This is a genomic window from Streptomyces lavendofoliae (assembly GCF_014649735.1).
GTDB lineage: Bacteria > Actinomycetota > Actinomycetes > Streptomycetales > Streptomycetaceae > Streptomyces > Streptomyces lavendofoliae.
This window is the reverse complement of the sequence record NZ_BMTP01000006.1, coordinates 1-25,474: the sequence shown is the minus strand read 5'-3', so window position 1 is coordinate 25,474 and position 25,474 is coordinate 1. Positions and strand designations below refer to the sequence as shown.

The window sequence follows — 25,474 nt, the reverse complement described above, 5'->3', positions numbered from 1 at the left end:
GTTCGGACCGGCGCCGTACGCGGGAAGCCGCCGCCCACGGGGAGCGGGCGGCGGCTGTGTGACGCGGACCGTCCGGGGCCGCCCGCCCGAGCGGTGGCCACTCCGGTCGTGTCCGGACGATCCCGCGGCAGACCCGGAGCGGCGTCGCCAACGAAGAACGACGGCCCCCTGCGTGCGGGGGTGCCCGCCACCGCGACGGATCAGCGCAGCAACGCCCCGCGCAGGGTGATGCCGTGCCGGGTGCGCAGCCGCCGCAGCTCCCACATCGCCACGGCGGTGACCGTCAGCGGGCCGCCCAGGGCGAAGGCCACACGCACCCCGAGCGGCACACTGTCGTAGGCGCCCCGGAAGACGTCGAAGAGGGCGACTTCCCACACCAGCAGCGTCGCGAGCAGCGGAGGCACCGTCTCATGGAGGTCTGCCGTCCGGAAGACGTGGACGAGCGACTGCGCGATGCCGTAGAGGGCGAAGGGGGCGAGCCACAACATGAAGGCACCGAGGGCGAACAGCAGCGCCACCCGCCCCGCCGACGCCGTCCAGTTCGTCTTCTCGCTCACGTACCCCATCCCGGTGATCAGTCTCGGAACCCCGAGCGTGACGACCAGCGCGAGCAGCGCCCCGGCCGGCTTGCCGGCGCGGCGCAGGAAGAGGCGCCGGTTGGGCGGACGGGCCGCCACGATGAAGGCCGCGACGGCGACCGGGAACGTCACCCCCAGGACGATGAGGGTGGTACGGATCTGGCCGAAGCGGTCGTCCACCACCGCGTCGGCGTCCGGCGCCAGCCCGTAGGACAGCAGCATCCACGTGACGGCGGTCAGGCCGACGACCGTCCGCAGGACCTGCACCCTCTTGACGACCGGATCGTGCACGCGGTCCGGCCTGGAGGGGGTGAACACCGCGCGTCCCACGGCGATCGGGTGGAACAGACGTCCGAAGGTCAGTCGGCGCGCCGGGTCGTGGGGCGGCGGGCTCCCGGGGGGCACCGGTGACCGGCCCGGCTCTGTCGGCCGCCCTTCTCCGTACGAATCCCACGGCGCGCGGCTCCCGCCCCCGTTTCCGCTCACTTCCCGTGCCTTCCCGTCGCCGCCCACAGGTCATGAGGAGGATACGCAGAGCGCAGCCCGTCCGAGCCCCGGATCGCGCCGCGGTCGGGAGCCCACGGGTACCCCCTGCCGCGCCGACCGCCCCGCGAAGCCGGGGCCTGCCCGCTTCGCCGTACCGCGCCGGGGACAGGGCGGCTCGGGCACGCACCTCCCGGTCCCGGCCCGCGCCAGTCCCGGACGCCCGCCACGGATGGCTCTGAACAGCCCGGACAGCCACGTCCCCGTCCCGGACAGCCCCATCCTGTTGTCCCCGTGCCGGCTCCGCCAACAGGCTCTGGGTGTCGCCCCGGCAGGGCGAATCCGCCCCCGCCCGTGGGGGTGGCCGACCGAGAGGAGAACGGGAAGATGTACCGGAACCGCAAGATCTGGACGCCGTTGACCGTGATGATCGCGGGGGGAGCACTCGCCGCGACCGGGATCGTGCCCGCCGTGGCAGCGGCCCCGGCGCCGTCCGGGCAGACCTCCGCGGCAGCGTCCGTGGGCTGCGCGTCGCTCGCCGCCAACGCCAAGGGCAAGGCGCGGGTCACGAACATCTGCAACAAGACGATCAACGCGACCGTCTCCGTCAACTGGTCCTGGGACCCGGCCTGCAAGAGCATCGGTGCCGGGAGGACCGTCACCTTCACCTGGGACTCGACCGCCGGCAGGGCCGAGTACGCGTACGACTGCTGATGCCCCGCAGCCGGCCGCTCCCGGCCGGAGGGCGCCAGGACACCCGTGAGGGCGCGGCTTCCCCTGCCCGGTCCTGAGCGGCCCGCCGCGCGCCCGGCCGCACGATGACGGGGGAGCGGCCCCGCACCCCAGGGTGCGGGGCCGCTCGTACTGCCGCACACCGGGCGCCCGGTACGAGGCCCCGGGCCCCGCCCCGCGAAAACCCGTCCCCGTTCGTGGACGGGCACGGCAACCTTTCCGGCCCCGGCGGCAACCAGACGTCGCTCTTCCCCCTACACGGAACGGAAACCGCAGATGAGTTCGACCCGCCGCACGGCCCGTCACCGCAAACCCCAGAGGGTCCTGGCGATCGGTGTGCCGCTGGCGCTGGCCGCTTCCGGAGTCCTGGCGTACGGGTCCGTGTTCGGACTGGGCGAGGAGGAGAGAGCCGCCGCCGCGGGCGCTCCGTCCTGGGCCACGGCCGCCGCCGACGGCTTCGCCTCCGTCGACGCCCTCGGGCAGAACGGCACGTACGGCGGCCGGGGCGGCCGGACCGTCACCGTCAAGACGCTCGCCGACCTGGAGAAGTACGCCACCGCTCCGGAGCCGTACGTCATCGTCGTCGCCGGCACGATCGACATGGCACCCGTGGGCAAGGAGATCAAGGTCGCCTCCGACAAGACGATCATCGGCTCCGGGACCCTGGGGCACATCGTCGGCGGTGGCTTCTTCCTCGGCCGCGGCGTGCACAACGTGATCATCAGGAACCTGACGATCAGGGACTCCTACCAGGGCGTGTGGAACGACAAGGAGCACGACTTCGACGCCATCCAGATGGACGGCGCCCACCATGTGTGGATCGACCACAACGACCTCCGGCACACCGCCGACGGCCTGATCGACGTACGCAAGGACAGCACGAACGTGACGGTGTCCTGGAACAGGCTGAGCAACGCCAACAAGGCCTTCGGCATCGGCTGGACCCAGAACGTCGTCACCGACATCACGATCCACCACAACTGGATCCGCGAGACCGAGCAGCGCAACCCGTCCACGGACAACGCCGCCCACGCGCACCTCTACAACAACTTCATGGAGGACGCCCCGGGCACGTCCGTCACGTCCTCCTACGGCAACTACGCCCGCGGCAAGACCCGGATGCTGCTGGAGAACTCCTACTTCCAGGGCATGAACAACCCCGCGATCAGGGACGCCACCGCCGCCCTCGTGCAGCGCGGCAACATCTTCTCCGGCACGAAGGGCCGCAACGAGAGCGGCGGCGGCACGGCCTTCGACCCGAGGAAGTTCTACGGCTACACCCCGGACGCGGCCGGCGCCGTGCCGGCACTGGTGAAGTCCCAGGCCGGGCCTCGCGGTTCCCTGGGCACCGCGACCGCGACCGCCGCCACCGCCGGCGCCGGTGCCACGGCCGCGAGGACGCTCACCGTCGCCAAGGACGGCACCGGCCAGTACCGGACGGTCCAGGCCGCGGTGAACGCCGTACCCGTCGGCAACCCCTCCCGGGTGGTCATCTCCGTGAAGCCGGGCACGTACCGCGAGACGGTCGACGTCCCCGCGAACAAGCCGCACCTCACCATCCAGGGTTCGGGAACGAGCCGCAAGGACACGGTGATCGTGTACGGCAACGCGGCCGGGATGCGGAAGCCGGACGGCTCCGGGACGTACGGCACTCCGGGCAGCGCCACGGTCGCCATCCGGTCGGACGACTCCCAGCTGCGCAACCTCACCGTCTCCAACGACTTCGACGAGGCCGCGAACCAGGCCCTGAACGGCCACCAGGCGGTCGCCCTGCTCACGACCGCCGACAGGATCGTGCTGGACGGCCTCATCGTCACCGGCGACCAGGACACCCTGGAGCTGGAGACCGCGGCCAAGGACAAGCCCGGCCGCGTCCACGTCACCAACTCCTACATCGTCGGCAACGTCGACTTCATCTTCGGCCGCGCCACCGCCGTGATCGACCGGTCGGTCATCACCCTCAAGAAGCGCTGGAACGGCACCTCGGCCGGCTACATCACCGCCCCGAGCACCCCGGCCGGCCGCAAGGGCATCCTCATCCACCGCTCCACGGTCGACGGTGACGTGGCGGCGGGGTCGTTCCACCTGGGCCGGAACTGGCACCCCGGCGGCGACCCGGCGGCCGACCCCCAGGCCACCGTCCGCGACTCGGTCCTCAGCGCCGCGATCAAGCGCACTCCGTGGACCGACATGGGCGGCTTCTCGTGGAAGGACGACCGCTTCGCCGAGTACATGAACACCGGACCGGGCGCCGGTCCCAAGAGCACCGACCGGCCACACCTGACCGACTCCCAGGCCGCGTCCCAGGAGGTCGCGGACTGGCTGGGGGACTGGACCCCGTAGCAGGTGGGACGAAGGAGCCCGGGAGCCACCTCGACGCGTGGTTCCCGGGCCCCGCGCCCCGGCGGCAGCGCCGGTGCCGCCCGGCTCCGGGGACGACGCCGCCGCCGTTGGCTCCGGGCGGCGGGGTCATGCCGGGTGCACGAGGCGGTTCTCGTGGGCGAAGATCACGGCCCGTATCCGGTCGCGGAGTTCGAGCTTCTGCAGGATCCGCCCCAGATGGGACTTCACGGTCGCCTCCGCGAGGTGCAGGGCCGCCGCGATCTCGGCGTTGGACAGGCCGCGGCCCACCTGGACGAGCACCTCGCGCTCACGGGCGCTGAGCCGGCTCAGCCGCTCGTCACGGTCGGCGCTGCCGCCGTCCGGGATGTGCGGGCGGACGTTCTCCAGCAGACGGCGGGTGACCCGCGGGGAGACCACCGCGTCGCCCGCGGCCACGCGGCGTATCGCGGAGAGCAGTTCCTCGGGCCTGGTGTTCTTCAGCAGAAAGCCCGAGGCTCCGGCGTGGAGTCCATCGAAGGCGTACGCGTCGAGGTCGAAGGTGGTGAGGATCAACACCTTGCTCCGCGGGGAGATCCGGACGACCTGCCGGGTCGCCTCGATCCCGTCGGTCCCGGGCATCCGGACGTCCATGAGGACGACGTCGGGCCGCAGTTCCCGGACGAGGCGCACCGCCTGGACGCCGTCCGCGGCCTCGCCGACCGGCGCCATGTCGGGCTGGGCCTCCAGGACCGTGCTGAAGGCCATGCGGAGCAGTGCTTCGTCGTCGGCGATCAGGATGCGGATCGTCATGCGGACGTCGCTCCGCCGCCGAGGTCGAGACGGGTATGGACTCCCCAGCCGCCGCCCGGGAGCGGTCCGGCCCGCAGCGTCCCCCCGTAGGCGGCCGAGCGCTCGCGCATGCCGGGGATGCCGTGGCCGGACGGCGCGGCGACGGGGAGGGGCGGGCAGGGACCGCTGTCGGTGACGTCCACGGTGACGGCCTCGGCGGAGCACCGCACCCTCACCTTCGCGTGTGTGCCGGTGGGAGTGTGCTTCAGGGTGTTGGTCAAGGCTTCCTGCACCAGGCGGTAGACGGTCAGTTGTGCGGTGGCGGGTATGTGGGTGTGGCCGCCCTCGACCCGGACGCGGGTCGGCAGCCCGGCGGCGCGCATCTGGTCGGCGAGGGACTCCAGTTGCGCGATGCCGGGCAACGGATGGCGCTCCGCGTCCGGCTCGTCGGTCCGCAGGACGCCCAGCGAGCGCCGCATGTCGGTCAGGGCCTGCCGGCCCGTCTCGGAGATCTGGAGCATCACGGCGGTGGCCTTGTCGGGCGACCGGTGCTGTGCGTAGACGGCTGCGTCGGTGAGCGCGACCATGACGGACAGGTTGTGGGTGACGATGTCGTGCATCTCCCGGGCGATACGGGTCCTCTCCTCGGCGACGGCCAGCCGTGCCTGCTGCTCCTGTTGCTGCTCCAGGCGCGCGGCCCGCTCCTCCGAGGCCGCGAGGTAGGCGCGTGTGGTCCGCACGTTCACCCCCAGGACGGCGGCGGAGACGACCAGCGCGGTCACCGCGACGAACGAGGCCAGGAAGGCGCCTTCCGTCGCCCAGCGCAGGCAGGCCAGCAGGGCCCCGCCCTCCACGACGGCACCGGCGACGAGCGTGCCGCGCCGGCCCGAGTTCGCCGCCGCCGTGTAGAGAGCCGCCGGCAAGGCGATGTCGGCCGGCAGTGGGACGTTCACCAGCCACTGGACGAAGGCCGCCGCCGCCACGGCGCCGAACACCGTGAGCGGGGCCCGGCGCCGCCACACCAGCGGCAGGGCCAGGGCGGCGGTGAGGGCCACCGCCACCGGAAGCTCGTGCGGCGCGCGCGTGGTCGTGATGTGGAGCAGGAGCAGCGCCGGCAACAGCGCGTCCCGCACCGTCGGCGGCAGCCGGGAGGCCCGGCGCCGGGCTGCCCGCACCAGTCGCGCCGCTCGCACGGAGGCCGGGTCGGCGTACCCCGGCGGCCGTACGGCCGACGCCGTCCGCCGACCGCGGTCCCGGTGGCGCACCGGCTGGGCAGTGCCGGGTTCCGCGGCAGCCTCGGTCATCACACGTCCCTGTCGATTCAGCGCATGGTTCCCCTGGCCGGGGCCACCACCAGTACAACCCGGTCAGGTCCGGGTACGGGGCGTGAGCCCCGCGCTCCCGGCACGTACCGCGGCCCTGTCACGGTAGGCCGCGGTCCGGCGGAGCGCATGAGCCCACCGGCTGATGGCACCGTGCCGGGATCCGACCGAAGGAGGAGTCCCGCTGCCCCCGTGGTCGCAGGGAGACCGCCGTCCCGGGGTGCTCGATTGCCACTCCGGTCGCACAGGGCACCCGGCTCGGATTGCGACTCCGGTGGCACACGCCGGCGCCCGGGGGCCGATGCGGCGGCGCGTATCCCGCGCCGACGATGGCCGGGTGACCGAGAACATCACGGGGCCGAACATGTCCCTCCTGGAAATCCTCGTCCTGCTGAGTGCCGTCGCGCTGGTGATGGCGCGCTGGCTTCCTCCCGTGGCCCGCCCACCTGTCACGATCACGGCGGCAGGGGGTTTCGCGCTGTCGGCGATCGTGCTGAGTCAGGTGGGAACCCGCTGGCAGATGCTGCCGGTACTGGCGGGCGCCGTCTTCGCGCTGCCCTTCGCCGTGTCGCCCTTGCTGCGACGGCGTACCGGCCGGCCGGCGTCGCGGGCCCGGTGGTGGGCCGCGTTGCCGGGATCGGTGGCCTGTGTCGCCCTGATCGCCACGGGACCGGCGGCCGCATGGGCCTTTCCCGTACCCGTCTTCCCCGAACCGTCGGGCGGCTTCGCCGTCGGCACCCACGTGATGCAGTGGACCGACCCGGGCCGCCCCGAGACCGCCACCGCCGACCCGCACGACCGGCGCACCGTCGTGGTCCAGGTCTGGTACCCCGCGCGGAAGAGCCCCGCGGGCACGCGGCGGGCCCAGTACCTCGGCCGCACGGAGGACGAGGCGCGCACCGTCTCCGACGCCCTCGCGCGCCATGTCGGCCTGCCGCACTTCCTCGTCGACGGCGTCCCGCGCGCCCGCACCCGTTCCGTCCCCGACGCCCCGGTGGCCCTCGAAGGCGGACGGTTCCCGGTCGTGCTGTTCTCCCCCGGACTGGGCGGAGTGCGCACGCAGAACACCGCCTGGGCGGAGGAGCTGGCCGGCCACGGCTATGTGGTCGCCGCCCTCGACCACCCGTACGACTCCGCGGCCGTCGTCCTCGCCGACGGCCGGACGATCGACACCAGGATGACCTCCACCGGCGACGACGACGAAGACACCAGGCGGAGCGTCGAGACGACGCGAATCCGGGCCGCGGACCTCGGCTTCGTCCTCACCCAGCTGGGCCGTCTGGACCGAGGTGAGATCGACGGCCCGCTGACCGGACGCCTGGACACCGGCCGGGCCGCGGTGACCGGCCACTCCCTGGGCGGCGGCGCCGCTCTGCAAGCAGCCCGCCAGGACCGCCGGTTCGACGCCGTCATCGATATGGACGGCTACCCCCGCGACCCCCACCCACGTCCCTTCCACCAGCCGGTGCTGGCGCTCACCCAGGCCATCACCCCGGCGACCGACCCGCGTTACCTGCCCCGCCTCACCGAGGTCCTCGAACTCAGCACCGCGACCGGCTACCGGCTCACCATCCCGGGCGCCGCACATCTCACCTTCACCGACAGCCCCCTCTACCTGCCGCCGGTGCCCTCGATAGTCGGCTCGCTGGGCCGCACCAAGAGCCCGCGCGTCGTCGCCGCGACCACTCTCGCCTTCCTGGACGCCACCCTGGGGCGCCGACCCGGTGACCCGGCCGCCGCTCTGCGGGCCCACGGCGACCTCGTCGTCCACCGCCCGGACAAGAGCCGTTGAGCCGCTTCCGGCAACGGGGCCTGCCCGGCGGATCGCGCCGGGCAGGCCCCTGACCCCGGCGAGGCTCAGCGCTTGAGCGTGCGGGTGAAGTCGCCGGAGAGCCTGCCGGTCATCCGGACCGCCGAGACCAGTGCCCCCTCGGCGACCAGCCGTACCGGGGGCGGGCGGCGGCGATCGGCCCGTGGGCGTCGGTCGGTTCGGCACCGGTCAGTTCGACAGGCCGACGAACATGCCGGGCTCGTACGAGCCCCCCGGATTGCGCACGATCACGTTCATCCGGGTCGCCGCGTTGATCAGAGCCACCAGGCAGACCAGCGAGCCGACCTGGTCGTCGTCGAAGTGCTCGCGCACCTCGGCCCAGGTGTCGTCGGACACGCCCCGGTCGCCGAGCCGGGTGCCTTCCTCGGCGAGCGCCAGGGCGGCACGCTCGGCCCGGGTGAACACGGTGCTGTGCCGCCAGGCGGCGACCAGGTTGAGCCGGACCGCGGTCTCACCGGCCGCGGCGGCCTCCTTGGTGTGGGCGTCGACGCAGAGGCCGCAGCCGTTGATCTGGCCGACCCGCAGCTCCACCAGCTCCCGCAGGGCCTTCGGCAGGGTGGAGCCCTCCAGCGCCGACCCGGCGCTGTGGAAACGCTTGGCGACCTTCGCGGCGGTCGGGCTGTCGAACAGGTCGAAACGGGGCTCCATGGCGTCGTCCTCACTCGTCGTGTTCCGTGCTGCCGCACCGGACGGACACAAGACGCCCGAGGGCGGCCCCCTGTGACGGTCCGCCGATGTGGCGTGCGCCACCGTGCACGGATGTCACAAAGCGGAGCCGGCCGGCGTCCGGTGTACGGCGCACTCGAGAGCGAACGGGCAGGAGCGGCGATGACCGACCGACGTGTCAGCGACGGGACGAGGGGCACGGCCGGGCCGGTCGCCGTCCCCGGGGGCACTGACCGCGCACGCGAACGCGACAGTGAAGGCGCGTACGAGGGAGGACGGGTCCGGGAAGGAGGACCGGTCCGGGACGGCATGGACGGTGTCACCCGGGCGTTCGTCGACCACCGCAACCTCCTGTTCACCGTCGCCTACGACATGCTCGGCTCCGCCGCCGACGCCGAGGACGTCCTCCAGGAGACCTGGTTGCGATGGGTGGGCGTCGACCCCGGCACGGTGCGGGACCAGCGCGCGTACCTGGTCCGCATCACCACCCGGCAGGCACTGACCCAGCTGCGTACGCTCGGCAGGCGCAAGGAGTCCTACGTCGGCCCCTGGCTGCCCGAACCGCTGCTGACCGCGCCCGACGTGGCCGACGACGTCGAACTCGCCGACAGCGTCTCGATGGCGATGCTGCTGGTGCTGGAGACGCTCCGTCCGACCGAGCGCGCGGTGTTCGTGCTGCGCGAGGTGTTCGGCCTCGGTTACGACGAGATCGCCGAAGCCGTCGACAAGACCCCGGCCGCCGTCCGCCAGATCGCCCACCGGGCACGGGGGCACGTCGCCGCGCGCCGACCGCGCGAGGCCGCCTCCGCCGCGGAGGCCCGCCGTACCGTCCAGGCGTTCCGGCGGGCGGTCGAGACGGGCGACCTGCGACGCCTGCTCGACGTCCTCGCGCCGGACGTCGTCCTGCTGACCGACGGTGGCGGAGTCGTACGGGCCGCGTCGGCACCCGTCGTCGGGGCCGACCGCGTGGCCCATGTGCTGGGCAGGATCGCTCCCGTGACGTCGTTGCGGCCGGCGCTGGTCAACGGCGGCCCGGCGCTGCTCGTCCGGCTGGGCGGCGCGGTCGACACCGTCATGGCGATGCGTATCGACGGCGGGCTCATCACCGCGCTCTACGCCGTGCGCAACCCCGGGAAACTGTCACGTCTGGACCGGGTGACCACCTTGGAGACCACCACGCGCCGTTGAGGACGGGCGCCGTCCTACGCCTCCGGCTCCCAGGCCGCGAGCAGGTCGAAGAGCCGCCGGTCGCCCTCCAGCTCCAGGGAGTGCACCGGGTGGCGGCCGTACATGGCCAGCACCAGCTCACTGGCCGTGCCCCGGGCGGAGGCGTCGGCCGCGTCCGGTTCACCGGCGGGCGTGGCGGGCGTCGTGCCGGGCGTGGGAAGGGGAGTGATCCGTGCGCCCCCGGCGGAGAGCCGCACACGCCAGGAGCGGCCCTCGGCGGCGTGGTAGTCGACGGCAGCCGGTTCGTACGGCCAGGCGATCGTGGTGGCGCAGCAGGTGTGGAGGAAGTCGTGTACGCCGTCGAGTGCCACGTCCTCCGGCAGGGGCCGAGGGGCGCCCAGGGTGAGCTGGGCGTCGTAGGTGTGCACCGCGATCTCCTGGAGCTGGTGCCGGGCGACGGCACCGCAGGTCCGCGGCGACTGCGAGTCGCCCCACCACGTCCAGCAGCCGCGCTCCGGGCCGGCCTCCCGCAACGCGTCCAGCAACAGTCGCGTCGACTCGGCCGACCAGGCCAGCAGCGCCTCGCGCTCCCGGGGCGCGGCCGGGACGCCCCGCCACGCCGACTTGGCCGTCGCTCCAGGGCCCGCCGCGATGGTGGCGGCCCAGGAGCGGCGCCCTTCGCCCAGGTGCCGCACCAGATCGAACAGCGTCCATTCCGGGCAGCTCGGCACCCGCGCGTCGAGATCGGGCGCGGCGGCGACCGCGGTACGGAAGGCGGCCGACCGCTCGTCGATCAGGCGCAGCAGGTCGGGGAACTCCAGAGTCTTCTCCACTGCGGCTTTCTACCATCGCGATCCGATGATCTGACAGTGATTTCCGGGGGCGCGGTCCCTCGGGGTGCTACCGCCCGTGAGCGGTCCCGTGCCGGCCCGGTGTCAGCGGGTGGCGCGGGCGCGGCCGTGGGAGACGGGCGCGGCCGTGTGGTCGGTGACGCGCTCGACGGTGACGCCCGGGGCGGTCTCGACCAGGGCGAGCCCGTGTTCCGTCACGTCGAGGACGCCGAGGTCGGTGATGACGCGGTCGACGCACCGCTCGCCGGTGAGGGGGAGCGTGCACTCGTCCACGATCTTCGGGCTGCCGTCCTTGGCGGTGTGTTCCATGAGGACGACGACGCGGCGGGCGCCGTGGACGAGGTCCATGGCGCCGCCCATGCCCTTGACCACCTTGCCGGGGATCGTCCAGTTGGCGAGGTCGCCGGCGGCGGAGACCTGCATGGCGCCGAGGACGGCGACATCGATGTGGCCGCCGCGGATCATGCCGAAGGAGAGGGCCGAGTCGAAGAAGGAGGCGCCCGGCACGACGGTGACGGTCTCCTTGCCGGCGTTGATCAGGTCGGGGTCGACCTCGTCGTCGTACGGATAGGGGCCGGTGCCGAGGATGCCGTTCTCGGAGTGGAGGACGACGTGCACACCGGGCGGGAGGTGGCCCGGGATGAGGGTGGGCAGGCCGATGCCGAGGTTGACGTACTCGCCGTCGCGCAGTTCGGCGGCGGCGCGGGCGGCCATCTGGTCACGGGTCCAGGCCATCAGGAACGTACCGTCCTCTTCTCGATGTGCTTGTCGGCCGCCTGCACGGCGGTGAGTCGTACGACGCGCTGGACGAACACGCCGGGCAGGTGCACCTGTTCGGCGGCCAGCTCCCCGGGTTCGACCAGTTCCTCGACCTCGGCGATCGTGACGCGCCCCGCCATGGCGGCGAGCGGGTTGAAGTTGGCGGCGGCCCGGCGGAAGACCAGGTTGCCGTGCCGGTCGCCCCGCCAGGCCCGTACGAGGGCGTAGTCCGTGGTGATGCCGTGCTCCAGGACGTACGCGCGGCCCGCGAAGTCACGGGTCTCCTTGGGCGGGGAGGCGATGGCGGCCGAACCATCGGGCGCGTACCGCCAGGGCAGCCCGCCCCCGGCCACCTGGGTGCCCACCCCGGCCGGGGTGTAGAAGGCCGGGATGCCGGCGCCGCCGGCCCGCAGCCGCTCCGCGAGCGTGCCCTGGGGCACCAGCTCCACCTCCAGTTCCCCACTGAGGTACTGGCGCGCGAACTCCTTGTTCTCGCCGACGTACGAGCCGGTGACACGGGAGATGCGGCCCGAGCCCAACAGCACGCCCAGGCCCCGGCCGTCGACCCCGCAGTTGTTGGACACGACCCTCAGGTCACGGGCGCCCTGTTCGTGCACGGCGCGGATGAGCGCGTCGGGGACGCCGCTGAGGCCGAAGCCACCGACAGCCAGAGCGGCTCCGTCCGGGATGTCGGCCACTGCCTGCGTGGCCGAAGCCATCGTCTTGTCCATGCGGGAGGGAAACCCTTCATGTGCCGCGGCCCGCAGGCGTGCTGCGGCGCGTGGTCGTCCATCGGCTGGGAGGGGGAGCGGAGGCCGGGGCGTACCGGCCGGTGGTAGCGGTGACGTCGGCGTCACCCCGTGACATCGGTGAGGCAGGGCCGTGCCGTACCCCGCGCCGTGCCGGACGCCGCGGGGGGCGGTGTCCGGCACGACCGCGTACGCCCCGGTCGGCTGGGCGGGTGGTCAGTCGCCCTCGTGCGCGGTGATGAACGAGCGCATCTTCGCCAGCGCCGCGCTGTTGGAGACGATCGTGAAGTGGCTGGGCGCCATCGGCCCGCTCATGAGGTGGTTCTCGTCCGCGCCGGCGAGCATGGCGGTGTCGGTCGGTACGGCGTTGTAGTCCGCGGTCGACCTGATGGTCAGGTAGTCGACCCTGTCGCCGAAGGGGACCTCGGTCGGTGAGTTGAGCGCCTTGAGGAACGGAGTGTTCGGGGAGGCGAACTGCTGGCAGGAGACGTACCACTGGCAGCCGTTGTTGGTGGTGCCGTGCTGGGGGCCGGCGAACGCGATGTACTGGGACACCTTGTCCGCGCCGCCGAGGTTCTTGATGTAGTAGCGGGCGGCCAGGGTGGAGGCGGACCAGGTGGCCAGGACCACCTTGTCGGCCCCGGTCTGGCCGCGGACCTGGTCGACCTTGGCCGAGAGCTGCTCCGCGGCCTTGGCCAGGTCCTGCGTCATCGAGCTGCTGTCGGTCCAGGTGAACAGCCTGGACGCGGGCCAGCCGTTGGCCTGGAGGTTGGCCTTCATCGGGTCCATGGCGGCCGGCCTGCCCGTCATGCCCGGGATCATGATCACCGGGTCGTGCGGGGCGGCGGTGGCGGTGGTGGTCGTGGTGGCGGCGGGCTGAGGTGCCGCGGCGCTGGAACCCTGGGCAGCGAGTCCCAGCAGGCTCGTGGTCAGCAGGGCCGCCATCGAGGCGCTGAACAGCCGCCGCGAACGGACCGGGCGCCGGTCGGTCACGAGGGCCGATGCCGTCCCGCGGGACATCGTTGACGCAGGGGTGGACGCGAAGCGCATGGGAGTGCCTCCTTGCCCGTCGTACGGTGGACCGGGGTGTGGAACCGCGGCTCTCGCCCGGTGGTCGCCGACGGGGTTGTGGGGTGCGAACGCAGAGCACGCTAGAACCGAACCCCGGAGCGCCCTCATGGGAACAGCGCACATTTTTCCGCGCTTTGTGTGGTCGCGACGGCCATTACCGCCCGGTGACAGTCCGGTGGCCGGCCCCTGAGCAGGGCCGGTGTCCTCCCAGTGCTGGAGGATCCCGCACAGTGCGCTGTGCACATACGCGACGAGAACCGTATGTGCATCGCTCCCCTCCCGGACAGGAGAGCAGCGCCATAGCGTCTCGTCACGGCTCGCCGGCCGGCGCGGCCGGGCCCCCGGCCATCCGTGGGCCCCCTTTTTCCCTCCGCGCGGTGCCGGGCTGCCCGGCGTCGGCTGCGACGCCCCCAGCACCCCGGCGCGCGGTGGTTCACAGCAGTCCGGGAGGACGGGACATGATCCGGTTCGGGATCGTCGGTGGTGGGCTCATGGGGCACGGGATCGCGGTCGCCCTGGCCGAGGCGGGCTTCGGTGTCGTCGTGCACGACCCGGACCCCGCGACGCTGGCCAGTCTGGGGGAGCGGGTCGAACAGGCCCTGGAGCGCGGCGGGACCTCCCCGGACGACGCGCGGATCGTGGCGCAACGGGTCACCGCTGCCAGGACGCTGGCGGCCCTCGCCGACTGCTCGGACATCGTCGTGGAGGCCGTGCCGGAACGCCTGGAGGTCAAGCACGTGGTGCTGGCCGCCCTGGAGGAGCGTGTCTCCGCCGTGACACCGGTGTGGTCCAACACGTCGGTGCTGTCACTCACCGAGGTGGCGGAGGGCATGCGGCACCCGCAGCGTCTGGTCGGAGTCCACTGGTGGAATCCGCCCTATGTCATCCCCCTCGTCGAGGTCGCCCCGGGCCGGGAGACGGACCACCGGTTCGTCCAGGAGGCCTGCGACGTGCTGGACGGGCTGGGCAGGACGACGGTGCGCCTCGGCCGGGACGTTCCCGGCTTCATCGGGAACCGGTTGCAGTTCGCGCTGGTGCGCGAGGCGCTGTACCTCCTGGAACAGGGGGTGTGCGACGCGAAGACCATCGACACGGTCATGCGGGCGAGCCTCGCCCTGCGCTGGCCGGCCGTGGGCCCCATGGAGAACGCCGACTTCATCGGGCTGGAACTGACCAAGGACATCCTGGACAGCCTGGCTCCGCACCTGTCGGCGCGGACCGGGGGCTTCCCCGTCCTGGACGCACTCATCGGTGCGGGTCACCGGGGCCGCGTCACCGGAGCGGGACTGCTGCCCTGGCCGAAGGGGCGCGACGAGGACGTCGCGCGACGTCTGGACGCCGGGATCCGCGACAACCTCGCGTCGCTGCGGAACACACGGTCGGCGTGACGCTGCGGAGGGCGGTACGGCTCGCGGCCGGTGCCGCTGCGGTCCACTACGAGGCTTCGGCGGACGTGCTGCCGGTGGAGGGAGCCGTCCAGCCGGCGTACCGTTCGGCGGCGCACGCCAACCGTGACGGCGGGGATCCGCGGAGCCGCCCAGGGGTGATACTCCCAGCGGGGGCCGGGGTACCGCGGCCCGGTCCCCGGCCGCGGAGGGCTTGTCCGACGGAGGAGTCATGGCAGGGACGTACGACGGCATCTTCCTGGAACTGCTGCTCAAGGACGCCGACATCAGCGCCTTCGACGAGGTGCTGGCGGCGGCCCGGGCCGCCGGAGAGCCGGCCGGCCGGCTCGCGGAGCTGGAGGAGGAGCGCGCGCTCGCCCTGCGACTGCGCGAGAGGCACCTGCGGCACCGCCGCAACGAGGCCGAGCTCCAGCTCCTCAACGACACCGCCAACGACCTGGCTTCCCTGCGGGAGCTCGACTCCATCCTCCAGGCGATCTCCGACCGGGCGCGCCGCCTGCTGGAGTGCGACCTCGCCTACATCAGCCTCAGCGACCGGGGGCGCGGGGACAGCTACATCAAGGCGGCGGCCGGCAACATCTCCGGCCTGCTGCGCGAGCTGCGGTTGCCGGTGGGCTCCGGCATCGGGGGGATCGTCGCGCGGACCGGGGAGCCCTACACCGTCACCTCGTACCTCACGGACGACTCCTTCACCCACACCACCGAGATCGACCGAACGGTCGCCGCCGAGCGGATCGAGTCACTGCTGGGCGTGCCCGTGAAACTGGGCCAGGAGGTGATCGGTGTCCTGCTCGCCGCGCACCGCAGCCGGCGGGGCTTCAGCAGCCGCGACATCAGTGTGCTGGTGATGCTGGGTGCGCACGCTGCCGTGGCCATCGAGAACGCCCGGCTGCTGAACGCCGCCCAGGCAGCCGTCGCCGAGCTGCGGATCGCGAACGACACGATCAGCTCCCACATGGCCGACCTGGAACGCACCGCCGAGGTGCACGAGCGCCTGACCCGGCTCGTCATCCAGGGCAAGGGGGTGGACGAGGTCGCACAGGCGACGGCGACCTCGCTGGGCGGCACGGTGGTCGTCCTCGACGAGGACGGAGACATCGCGGCCCGGTCCCGGGGGCAGACGACGATACCGGTCGACGAGCTGCGGGCCATCGGCTCGGACGCCCGGGAGACCGGGACCACGGTGGTCCGGGGCGCCCGCTGTGCCGTTCCGCTGATCACCGAGTCCGAGGCCCTCGGAGCGATCGTGTCCGCCGGGACGACACCGGAGACGAGGGCCACCGACCGCCGCATCCTGGAGCGCGCGGCCCTGGTGGCCTCCCTCGTCCTGGTCACGCGCAGGCGCGTGGCCGAGGCGGAGGCCCGGGTACGGGGCGAGCTGCTGAGCGACCTGCTGACCGCACACCCCAAGGACCATGACCTCCTGCGGCACCGGGCGGCCCTGATCGACATCGACCTCGACGCGTGCCGGAACGTCGTGGTGGCCCGGGTGGACGACGACCCGCGGGACCGGATCTACGCCTCCACCGCGGCCTTCGCCCGGCGCTCCCACGGGCTGGCCACGATCCGGCGCGACACCGTGATCCTGCTGCTGCCCGGCGACGACCCCATGGAGGTGGCGCGCACCACCGCGCGCGAGCTGTCCCGCACCTCGCGGCACCCGGTCACCGCCGGCACGGCCCGGGCGGCGGACATCACCGGCATCCCCGCCGCCTACCGGGAGGCGGACGAGTGTCTGCGGGCCCTCATCGCCCTGGACAGGACCGGGGAGATCGCGGACGCCCGCGGCCTCGGCTTCGTCGGCGCCCTGTTCAGCGGCCGGCCGGCCGTCGCGTCCCTCATCGAATCCGTACTCGGGCCCGTGATCGCCTACGACGACGGCCACCGCTCCGACCTGGTGCGCACCCTGGACGCCTACTGCAGGACCGGCCGCCACGCCAGGAACACCGCACGCCGGCTGCACCTGCACGTCAACACCGTCACCCAGCGCCTCGCCCGGATCGGCCGACTCCTCGGCGACGACTGGCGCGAGCCGGAACGGCTGCTGGAGATCCAGGTCGCCCTCAGGCTCCTCAAGGTCAGCAACCCCTGAGGCATGGCGTGACGCGGCGAGAGGTCACCGGGCCGGAGCCGACGCGTCCCGCCCCGCCCAGGAGCGTTCGGCTGCGCCCGACGCCTCCTGCCGCCGCCCGGGCGCGCTCCACCCGGCCCCGTTCCACACGTCGCCTGACGTACGAGTGTGTGCCCGAGCCATAGATCCTCGGACACCGGGCTCCATAGCCTGTGCGCCCCCCCAGCGACGACGCACACCTGGAGACGCCGTGAGAAGGACCATCGCAGCCTCAGGACTCACCCTCGCCCTGGTCGGTGGCACCTGCGTGCCCGCCGTCTCCGCCGCACCCGAACCCGTGGCGTGCGGCGACCTGCCCGGCCTGCAGATCCCCGCCTCCGTGATCGGCCTGCCGACCACGGGCGGCGAGGTGACCCTCGCCCGGTCCGTTCCCGCCGGTGGCAGCGGGCCGAGCGCGACGGCCGACTACTGCCGCGTGGACGCCGCCATCCACCCCGTGGACCCCGGGGCCCCTGACATCAGGATGCGGCTCGCCCTGCCGGCGCGGTGGAACGGGAAGGCGCTGATGTTCGGCGGCGGAGGCTACGACGGCACCATTCCCGACGTCACCGGCAACGTCCCGTTCGGCCCCACGGACCGGCCACGCCCGCTGAGCCGCGGCTACGCCACCTTCGCCGGCGACTCGGGCCACCAGGCGGCACCCGGCTTCAAGCCGGTCACCTCCCTCGACGGGTCCTTCGGCGTGAACGACGAGGCGGTGCGCAACTTCAGCGGCGACGCCCTGAAGAAGACCCGGGACGCCGCACGCTTCCTCATGCGCGCGCACTACGGGGGCGCGACCCCCACCCACAGCTACTTCGCCGGCGGATCGAGCGGCGGACGGGAAGGGCTCGCGGTGGCACAGCGCTGGCCCACGGACTTCGACGGCGTCATCGCCGCCTACCCCGCCTGGAACGCCGCGAGCCTCGATCTGTTCTTCGGGTACGAGGCGCAGGTTTTGTCCCGCCCCGGGGCGTTTCCCGGCGCCGCCGAACAGGCCCTGCTGCACCGCAGGGTGATCGCGGCCTGCGACGGCGACGACGGCCTGCGTGACGGTGTCGTCTCCGACGAGCGCGGCTGCGATTTCGACCCGCGCGCGCTGCGCTGCCCGCACGGCCGGGACACCGAGGACACCTGCCTGTCCGACGCCCAGATCCGTGCCGTGAGAGCCCTGTCCTCGCCGCTCCGCTGGAGGTACCGCCTCGCCGGCGGGGAGACCGGTTACCCCGGCTTCCCCTTCCTCTCCGGCGCCGACATGAGCACCCCACTGCTGGGCATGGGCTCCAGGCCGCCCGGCCACCCGATGCCGAAGGACAGCGGGTACGGCGTGCAGTTCTGGGACCAGTGGGTGCGGTACTTCGTCACCCGTGACCCGGGGTACGACCCCCTGGCCCTGGATCCCCGCCGTCCCGGCGTGTGGCACCAGCGCATCAGCGAGCTCTCGGCACTGCAGGACGTCAACGATCCCGACCTGCGCCGGTTCGCCGGGGCCGGCGGCAAGCTGCTCATGACGCACGGCACGGCCGACGAGCTCGTCAGCCACCGCTCCACTGCGGACTACTTCACACGCGTACAACGGCGCATGGGCAGGCACGCGACGGACGCGTTCGCCCGGCTCTACCTCGTCCCCGGCGCCAACCACGTCAACGTCGACGCGTCCTTCGCGGCGAGCTGGGACTCCTTGAGCGCCCTGGAGCGGTGGGTGGAAGAGGGCCGCGCACCCCTGCGGCCGGTCGTCCATGACGCCAACCCCGCGGCGAACGGGCGGACCCGGCCGCTGTGCGACTACCCGTCGTGGCCGAAGTACAACGGCACCGGCGACCCACACTCCGCCACCGGCTTCACCTGCGCCCGCACGACACGGCCCTTCCCCGGCTGGAAGAGCTGAACCACCGCCCACCCGCGCCACCCGGGGAGACACCGCACACCGCACACCGCGCGCCCGCAGCCCCCGACGGCATATGGCTGCCGTGAGGGCATCCCGGCAGGAAGTGTGTCCGCCCCGCACATACGGCCCGGCGCCCGTGGCTCCCTACCGTCTGATGGACCGCAGCAGTTCAGCCACCCCTATGGAAGTGGTGCACATGTCGTCGCCGACCACAGCACAGCAACCGACACCGGCCTCACTGAAGAAGATCGTCGCCGCCAGCCTGATCGGCACCACCATCGAGTGGTACGACTTCTTCCTCTACGGCGCCGCCGCCGCGCTCGTCTTCAACGAGCTGTTCTTCCCCGACTCCGATCCTCTGGTCGGCACGCTGTTGTCCTTCCTGACGTACGCCGTCGGCTTCCTGGCCCGCCCGCTGGGCGCGCTCGTCTTCGGACACTTCGGCGACCGCCTGGGACGCAGGAAACTGCTCGTGCTGAGTCTGCTGATGATGGGCGGGGCCACCTTCCTGATCGGGCTGCTCCCCACCCACGCCACCGTCGGCTCGGCGGCCCCGGTCCTGCTGACGGTGCTGCGCCTCGTCCAGGGCTTCGCCCTGGGAGGGGAGTGGGGCGGAGCCGTACTGCTGGTCGCGGAACACGGCGACGCGAGGCGGCGCGGCTTCTGGGCCTCGTGGCCGCAGACCGGCGCGCCGGCCGGGCAACTGCTCGCGACGGGCGTGCTCGCCGCGCTGACGGCCGTGCTGCCGGAGGGGGCGTTCGCCTCATGGGGGTGGCGGGTGCCGTTCCTGCTGTCCGGCCTCCTGGTGCTCGTCGGCCTGTGGATCCGGCTGTCGGTCGACGAGTCCCCCGTCTTCAAGGCGGCACTCGAGGCGGCCCGGCGCCGCGAGCACGGCCGGACCACGAAGGAGCAGCCACCCGTGCTCGCCGTCCTGCGCCACCACTGGCGGGACGTCCTCATCGCCATGGGCACGCGCATGGCGGAGAACATCTCGTACTACGTCGTCACCGCGTTCATCCTCGTGTACGCGACCGACCACGCCGGCACCAGCAAGCAGACCGCGCTCAACGCCGTCCTCGTCGCGTCGGCCGTGCACTTCGCGACCATCCCGATGTGGGGAGCCCTCTCCGACCGGCTCGGACGCCGCCCCGTCTACCTCGTCGGAGCGATCGGCGTCGGCGCCTGGATCCACCCGTTCTTCCTGCTGGTCGACAGGGGGACCTTCGGTACCATCCTCGCGGCGGTCACCGTCGCCCTGCTCTTCCACGGCGCGATGTACGCCCCGCAGGCGGCGTTCTTCTCCGAGCTGTTCGCCACCCGGATGCGGTACTCCGGAGCCTCCATCGGCGCCCAGTTCTCCTCCGTGGCCGCCGGCGCCCCCGCTCCCCTGATCGCCACCGCGCTGCTGGCCGGTTACGGCGACGCCGGACCGATCGTCCTCTACGTCATGGCCGCGTCCGTGCTGACGGTCGTCGCCGTCGCCTGTGCGCGGGAGACCCGCCACCGGGACCTGGCCGACGGGGACGACGCCGCCCCGCGGCCCTCGCCGGCCGGCGAGCAACCGGCCCACACGGCATGACACCGCCGGCCCCGCGCCCGCGGCGCGTCAGGGAATCCGTGACGGGGGAGAGGGCGCCGCCGCCGCTCGTTCCGCGAATGCGTCCGCGCGCCGGGGGAGGAGCAACGGGGTCGCCAGCAGCAGCGCACCGGCGATGCCGATGGCCGTGCGCGGGCCGAGCAGGCTGCCGAGCACCCCCCCAGACGGCGGTGAGGAGCGCGGTCGTGGCCTTGGCCGACACCGCCCAGGCGGTCAGGGTGCGGGCGACCCTGTCGGTCGCGGTGCGTTCGAGGCGGTAGGTGGCGTGGACGGGGTTGAAGACCCCGCAGCAGAAGATGAGTCCGAGCTCGACGCCCATCACCAGCACCAGCCCTCCGGTGCCCGGCCCGAGGAAGACCAGGCCGATGGGCCAGAGCGCGCGCAGGGCCCCGGCCACGACCAGGACCCGGTGCTGCCCGAACCGGCTGACGAGCGGCCGGGCCAGCCGCGAACCGAGCAGCCCGCCGATCGAGGGCGCGGCGAAGGCGAGGCCGTACTGCCATGGGGCGAATCCCAGTCCGCCGAGCATCAGGACGGCCAGCAGCGGCGACGTCGCCATCAGCAGGCCGTTGAACAGGGTGGTGTTGAGGAACAGCGGCCGCAGCGCCGGGTCGGAGAGGATGTACCGCCAGCCGTCGAGCAGGTCCCCGGGCCTCATGCGTGCCGCCTTCGGGCGCTCGGGGCGCGGCTCCCGCCCTCCCGTCGCGCGGATGCCCACGGCCGACAGCAGGTAGCTCACCGCGTCGGCCGCCACCGTCGCCACCGGGCCGAGGAGCCCGATCGCCGCACCGCCCAGCGGCGGGCCGATGACGGTGGTCGTCCAGGCCGTGGATTCGAACCGGGCGTTGGCGACGAGCAGGTCCCGGGCCGGCAGCAGCGTCTTGAGGTAGGCGCCGGAGGCCGCGCGGAAGGAGATGTCGGCCGCCGCGACGACGACCGAGACCAGCAGGAGCTGGAGGAAGGTGAGCACGCCGAGCGCGAAGGCGGCGGGGATCGTCAGCAGCGCAGCGAACCGCGCCAGGTCCATCGCGATCAACACCGGCCGCTTGCGGCGGAACTCCACCCACGGACCGAGCGGCACCGCCACGGCCGCGCCCACCGCGGCCCCCACGGAGGACAGCGCGGCGACCTCGGCCGGTCCGGCGTGCAGCACCTGGATGGCGATCAGGGGAAAGGCGCCGAAGGCGAGCCAGGTGCCGAGCGCGCTGGTCCCGTACGCCGCCCAGAGCCACCCGAACCGCCGGCCCAGCCGGTGACCGCTCCTCATACCCGACGCCTTTCGCCCCTCACCCGCACGCCCGGCGTCCACGACCATCGGGCCACGACCAGCGGTCGGGTCCAGGTTAGCGGCCGGGCTCGGGACGCCGTGGGCCGCCTTCCCAAGCCCGGAACCCCGGCTCCGGCCGGCCGCAGCGGCCCCCGAGCCGCCCCGCGCCCCCGGTGGCGGGACCGCGACAGCGGGGACGTACGTCGTCCGCGTTCGTGGTGAAGGGTGCCGGCGATCATCCATAGTGGTCGGGTGAGCACACATAGCGATGACGAGGGCGCGGGCGGGGCCGGCGGTCCGGACAGCCGGCACGACGGCCATCAGGGCACCGAGGAGGCACAGGTCGTGGTGGTGGGCGCGGGTCCGGCGGGGTCCGCCGCCGCGCTGCACCTGGCCCGGGCGGGCCTGGACGTCCTCCTGCTGGAGAAGAGCGGCTTCCCCCGCGACAAGGTCTGCGGGGACGGGCTGACGCCCCGCGGCGTGCACCAGCTGGTACGGATGGGAATCGACGTCAACGCGCCCGGGTGGACGCGCAATCGCGGTATGCGCTGGGTGTGCTCGGGCCGCCAGGTCGAGATCGACTGGCCCCGCCTGGGCAGTCATCCCGACTTCGGGCTGACGCGCAGCCGCCACGACTTCGACGACCTCCTCGCCACCCACGCGGCCGGCGCGGGGGCGCGCCTGCGCACCGGGGTGCGGGTCACCGGGCCGGTGACCGACCGGGCAGGGCGGATCACCGGCGTGACGGCCCTGGCCGGTCCCGACAAGCGGCCCGTCCTGTACCGCGCACCGCTGGTGGTCGCCGCGGACGGCGCCTCGGCCCGCACCGCAGTGATGATGGGACTGGAGCGCGACCCCCGGCGCGGCATCGCGACCGCCGCCCGGCGTTACTACCGGAGCGAGGCGCGCTCCCAGGACCCCTACCTCGAGCTGTGGGCCGACCTCCTGTGCAGCAGGACCGGCCGGGACCTGCCCGGCTACGGCTGGGTCTTCCCGCTGGGCGACGGCCGGATCAACGTCGGGCTCGGCGCCCTGCCGCGCCGCCGGCACGGACCGGTGGACCTGCGCGCGACCATGGACCGGTGGCTGCCCCGCCTCCCGGACGACTGGGGCGTGGGCGAGGAGAGCGCCACCTGCCCGCTCCGCAGCGCCGCCCTGCCCATGGGATTCAACCGGCACCCGCAGTACCAGCGGGGGCTGTTGCTCGTGGGGGACAGCGCCGGCATGGTCAGCCCCTGGAGCGGGGAGGGCATCGGTCAGGCCATGGAGGCCGCCGAAGTCGCCGCCGAGACCATCGCGCTGGCCCTCGCGCGGCCCTCCGGAGCCGGACGGGAACACGCCCTTCGGCAGTACCCGGCGGAGATCAACCGCCGGTGGGGACGCCACTACCGGCTCGGCAACCTCGCCGGCGACCTCGTCCTCGGCCGCTACGGCTACCGGCCGATCCTCCACCCCCGCGTCATGGCCTCACCGCCGCTGCTGCGCACCCTCGCACGCCTGCTCACCCATGTGGCCGACGAGCCGCCCCGGGACACCATCGACGCCGTGCTGCAGACCCTCCTGCGCGCCGTGCCCCGCCCCCGTCCGTCCGCCCGCCGCGCACCACGATCCCGGACGTGACCCGCCGGTCACCAGCGACGGACACCTCGGGTGGCGCTGGTGACGCGGCGCCGGACGGGTACGCCGCACGGCTCACGGGCCGCTCGGCGGCGACGCGGCGGCGTGCCACCCGGCCGCCCGGCTCCCGCAGGCGCGGGCCGCTCGGGCGGCGGGGACCGGGCCGGGCATCGCGCGTCACCCGGGCGTGGCCCGTACCCCGGGTCGCCGGGCGGGATTCCGGTCCGCTGGACAACGCGGACCAGGCGGCGCCATGACCGGCTCGTCGCCTCGTCGGGGGGTCAAGGTGTGGGCGGTGGGTCCGCCGGCCCCCGCACCCGGCGAGGTGGCCGGCCACTGGCGGCCGGCCCGCCTCCTGGCGGCCCCGCCGTACGACGACCCGGACGTGCCCTGCGTGGGGCAGTACGTCTACACCTTGGAACCGTCGGAAGACGGCTGGAAGTTCGTCCGGCAACGGGCGCACCGACGACATCGTGCGCCATGTGCCCCGCGCGTGAATGACCACAACCGGCACCGCGACCATCCATGAGTGGCGCCTTCCGCGCATGACCGCCGCCGGCGCCGCACACATGTGCCCGTGCGTGGGTCCGACGGGAAGCGCCACCCACGCGACGGTGCTCCATGGTGCCACCTTCGGCGGCGCGCTCGCCCGTGCCCTTGGCCACGGCCGGCCCGGTCGGTGTCCGGTCGCTCAGGGCCGGACACACCGACGGCTCCCGCCCTGCCAACAGGGTGGGAGCCGTCCGGATGTGTGGGAGAGGAAGCGAGCGGGTTACGCGTGACGGTGGGAGTGTCGGTTGCCGGTGACGAGGCGGTAGACGAGAAGCAGGATGACGGAGCCGATGATGGCCGCGATCCAGGTGGAGAGGTCGAAGAACCCGTCGATGGAGTCGACGCCGAAGAGCACCTTGCCGAGCCAGCCGCCGAGCAGACCGCCGACGATGCCGATGAGCATGGTGATGATGATGCCGCCGGGGTCCTTGCCCGGCATGAGGGCCTTGGCGATGGCGCCGGCGATGAGGCCGATGATGATCCACGCGATGATGCCCATGGTGTGTCTCCGCTCGTCGTATAAAGACTGTGTTAACTCAACGTCTGCACCGTCCTGGCCCGAACAAACGTCCCTCTTTCATCGGAGTGTCATCTCCGCCGTTCCGCCGCCGTCGGCACACCGGGCGGCACCGCCTTCGGCACGCTCGGCCGGTCAAGCACTGGCCGACGGCAGCCGGCTGGTCCTGGCCGGCCTGCGGGAGCAGGCCCACGGCCTGCCGCACCTCACCGAGGCGTACGCGCCGTCCGACAGCAGCGACCGCGGTCCTGCCCCCTCCGCGTACCGAGTACCGCGGAAGCACCCGCCCCGGCGTTCAGGGGGAGACCCAACGCGTGGCGACGACGGTGGTCCCCCCGCGTTCCGCCGTACGGACGTGGAAGTCGGGCATGAGGCGGCGTGCGCCGCCCAGTCCGTGGCCCAGGCCCGGTCCGGTGGTGTATCCGTCGGTGAAGGCGGCGTCGAGGTCGCTGATGCCGGGGCCCTGATCGGTGACCGTCAGCCGCAGCCCCCGCCTGTCGGTGTGTCGCAACACCTCGATGGCGACGGTGCCTCCGCCCGCGTGGACGAAGGCGTTGCGGGCGAGCTCGCTGGCGGCGGTGACGACGCGGGTCTGGTCCACCAGGGAGAACTCCGCCTGAAGCGTGGCCGCCCGTACCGCGTGGCGTAACCGGACGAGGTCCTCCTCACTGTTCACCGGGTGATGGGCGACCTGCCCGACTGCTCCGGGTCCACCCGCGCCGTCCCCAGGGGGTGCCGTCCGGCCGGGCGCCGGTGGCGGACCGCAACCGTCCACGGCGGCCGGGGGCGGCAACACCGCGTCATCCGCCGCACGCACGTGTCACCTCCCGCCCGCCTGTTCCGCCGTGTCCGCCGCGTGGCCTTCCCCGCCGGCCGGGCGCGTGGCGTCCGCCTCGCCCCGACCGCCGGTGGGCTCGGGGGTGCGCGCCCTGGCGACCGTGCCGCGGAGGTCGCCGGAGACGCCGTCCGCGTGTTCGCGTGCCGTGAAGCCCGCATGCTGACGTGCCGTGAGTTCGCCCACGCCCCTATCGCCCTCCCCTGACAGTTGCCGCCTGACAAGTATCTGTCTCAGCGTAGATGATCACCGGCCCGGCCGGTGGCGCAAGGGGTCGCCGCGCCGGTGCCTAGGGGCTGCCGTGGGGGGGGTGCCTCTATGTTCCTCGTCAAGCGTGTGGGCAGCTTCGGCCCGAGGTTCGATCT

General features: G+C 73.2%; 19 protein-coding genes and 2 pseudogenes. 9 read left to right on the top strand and 12 right to left on the bottom strand.

Annotation, left to right across the window (positions count from 1 at the left end):
• Positions 1-200: 200 nt before the first annotated feature.
• A complete protein-coding gene (locus tag IE109_RS12970) occupies positions 201-896 on the bottom strand; it encodes a hypothetical protein (protein WP_189550983.1) in 696 nt (231 codons plus the stop codon).
• 552 nt (positions 897-1,448) lie between these two features.
• Here IE109_RS12970 and IE109_RS12965 point away from each other — a divergent pair.
• A complete protein-coding gene (locus IE109_RS12965; protein ID WP_189550982.1) occupies positions 1,449-1,775 on the top strand; it encodes a hypothetical protein in 327 nt (108 codons plus the stop codon).
• Positions 1,776-2,069: 294 nt separating this feature from the next.
• Complete coding sequence (locus IE109_RS12960) at positions 2,070-4,136, top strand: pectinesterase family protein (RefSeq protein ID WP_189550981.1); 2,067 nt, start codon at positions 2,070-2,072, stop codon at positions 4,134-4,136.
• Positions 4,137-4,262: 126 nt separating this feature from the next.
• On the opposite strand, the gene IE109_RS12955 is transcribed toward IE109_RS12960, so the two are convergent.
• Together IE109_RS12955 and IE109_RS12950 are read right to left on the bottom strand one after the other, a co-directional pair.
• Positions 4,263-4,925, bottom strand: coding sequence for a response regulator (locus IE109_RS12955; RefSeq protein ID WP_189550980.1), 663 nt, complete (start codon positions 4,923-4,925; stop codon positions 4,263-4,265).
• The gene (locus IE109_RS12950) at positions 4,922-6,208 is read right to left on the bottom strand and encodes a sensor histidine kinase (protein ID WP_189550979.1); all 1,287 of its coding nucleotides are present in this window, start codon (positions 6,206-6,208) and stop codon (positions 4,922-4,924) included. Before IE109_RS12950 ends, IE109_RS12955 begins: the two co-directional genes overlap by 4 nt.
• A gap of 319 nt (positions 6,209-6,527) precedes the next feature.
• Between IE109_RS12950 and IE109_RS12945 the strand changes: the two genes are divergently transcribed.
• Positions 6,528-8,018: an alpha/beta hydrolase family protein gene (locus IE109_RS12945; RefSeq protein WP_189550978.1), complete on the top strand. Its 1,491-nt coding sequence runs from the start codon at positions 6,528-6,530 to the stop codon at positions 8,016-8,018.
• Between the two features lie 65 nt (positions 8,019-8,083).
• Here IE109_RS12945 and IE109_RS34200 read toward each other — a convergent pair.
• Positions 8,084-8,170, bottom strand: a pseudogene (locus tag IE109_RS34200) (DUF1062 domain-containing protein); the annotation flags it as partial.
• Positions 8,171-8,225: 55 nt separating this feature from the next.
• Positions 8,226-8,705, bottom strand: a complete 480-nt coding sequence (locus tag IE109_RS12940; RefSeq protein WP_189550977.1) for a carboxymuconolactone decarboxylase family protein — start codon at positions 8,703-8,705, stop codon at positions 8,226-8,228.
• Positions 8,706-8,885: 180 nt separating this feature from the next.
• Between IE109_RS12940 and IE109_RS12935 the strand changes: the two genes are divergently transcribed.
• Positions 8,886-9,911, top strand: a complete 1,026-nt coding sequence (locus IE109_RS12935) for an RNA polymerase sigma-70 factor (protein ID WP_373297697.1) — start codon at positions 8,886-8,888, stop codon at positions 9,909-9,911.
• 14 nt (positions 9,912-9,925) lie between these two features.
• Here the strand turns inward: IE109_RS12935 and IE109_RS12930 are convergent, their stop codons facing one another.
• The 4 genes from IE109_RS12930 to IE109_RS12915 form a co-directional block, all read right to left on the bottom strand.
• Complete coding sequence (locus IE109_RS12930; protein ID WP_189550976.1) at positions 9,926-10,723, bottom strand: maleylpyruvate isomerase family mycothiol-dependent enzyme; 798 nt, start codon at positions 10,721-10,723, stop codon at positions 9,926-9,928.
• Positions 10,724-10,825: 102 nt separating this feature from the next.
• On the bottom strand, positions 10,826-11,476 hold the full coding sequence (locus tag IE109_RS12925) for a CoA transferase subunit B (RefSeq protein WP_189550975.1): 651 nt from the start codon (positions 11,474-11,476) through the stop codon (positions 10,826-10,828).
• Complete coding sequence (locus IE109_RS12920; protein ID WP_189550974.1) at positions 11,476-12,231, bottom strand: CoA transferase subunit A; 756 nt, start codon at positions 12,229-12,231, stop codon at positions 11,476-11,478. The genes IE109_RS12925 and IE109_RS12920 overlap by 1 nt, the downstream gene beginning before the upstream one ends.
• A gap of 234 nt (positions 12,232-12,465) precedes the next feature.
• Entirely contained in the window at positions 12,466-13,299 is an 834-nt protein-coding gene (locus IE109_RS12915; RefSeq protein ID WP_189550973.1) for an esterase/lipase family protein, read from the bottom strand.
• A gap of 479 nt (positions 13,300-13,778) precedes the next feature.
• Here IE109_RS12915 and IE109_RS12910 point away from each other — a divergent pair, with 479 nt between their 5' ends.
• From IE109_RS12910 to IE109_RS12895, 4 genes are all read left to right on the top strand, one after another.
• Positions 13,779-14,708: a 3-hydroxyacyl-CoA dehydrogenase family protein gene (locus tag IE109_RS12910; protein WP_189550972.1), complete on the top strand. Its 930-nt coding sequence runs from the start codon at positions 13,779-13,781 to the stop codon at positions 14,706-14,708.
• Positions 14,709-14,937: 229 nt separating this feature from the next.
• Positions 14,938-16,818, top strand: coding sequence for a helix-turn-helix domain-containing protein (locus IE109_RS12905; protein WP_189550971.1), 1,881 nt, complete (start codon positions 14,938-14,940; stop codon positions 16,816-16,818).
• Between the two features lie 229 nt (positions 16,819-17,047).
• Positions 17,048-18,724, top strand: a complete 1,677-nt coding sequence (locus IE109_RS12900) for a tannase/feruloyl esterase family alpha/beta hydrolase (RefSeq protein WP_189550970.1) — start codon at positions 17,048-17,050, stop codon at positions 18,722-18,724.
• Positions 18,725-18,920: 196 nt separating this feature from the next.
• Complete coding sequence (locus IE109_RS12895) at positions 18,921-20,303, top strand: MFS transporter (RefSeq protein ID WP_189550969.1); 1,383 nt, start codon at positions 18,921-18,923, stop codon at positions 20,301-20,303.
• 27 nt (positions 20,304-20,330) lie between these two features.
• Here the strand turns inward: IE109_RS12895 and IE109_RS12890 are convergent.
• Positions 20,331-21,588, bottom strand: a pseudogene (locus IE109_RS12890) (MFS transporter).
• 252 nt (positions 21,589-21,840) lie between these two features.
• Between IE109_RS12890 and IE109_RS12885 the strand changes: the two are divergent.
• Positions 21,841-23,208, top strand: a complete 1,368-nt coding sequence (locus tag IE109_RS12885) for a geranylgeranyl reductase family protein (RefSeq protein WP_189550968.1) — start codon at positions 21,841-21,843, stop codon at positions 23,206-23,208.
• A gap of 769 nt (positions 23,209-23,977) precedes the next feature.
• Here the strand turns inward: IE109_RS12885 and IE109_RS12880 are convergent.
• Complete coding sequence (locus IE109_RS12880; RefSeq protein ID WP_189550967.1) at positions 23,978-24,256, bottom strand: GlsB/YeaQ/YmgE family stress response membrane protein; 279 nt, start codon at positions 24,254-24,256, stop codon at positions 23,978-23,980.
• 313 nt (positions 24,257-24,569) lie between these two features.
• Positions 24,570-24,950, bottom strand: coding sequence for an ATP-binding protein (locus tag IE109_RS12875; protein ID WP_229890956.1), 381 nt, complete (start codon positions 24,948-24,950; stop codon positions 24,570-24,572).
• Positions 24,951-25,474 lie beyond the last annotated feature (524 nt).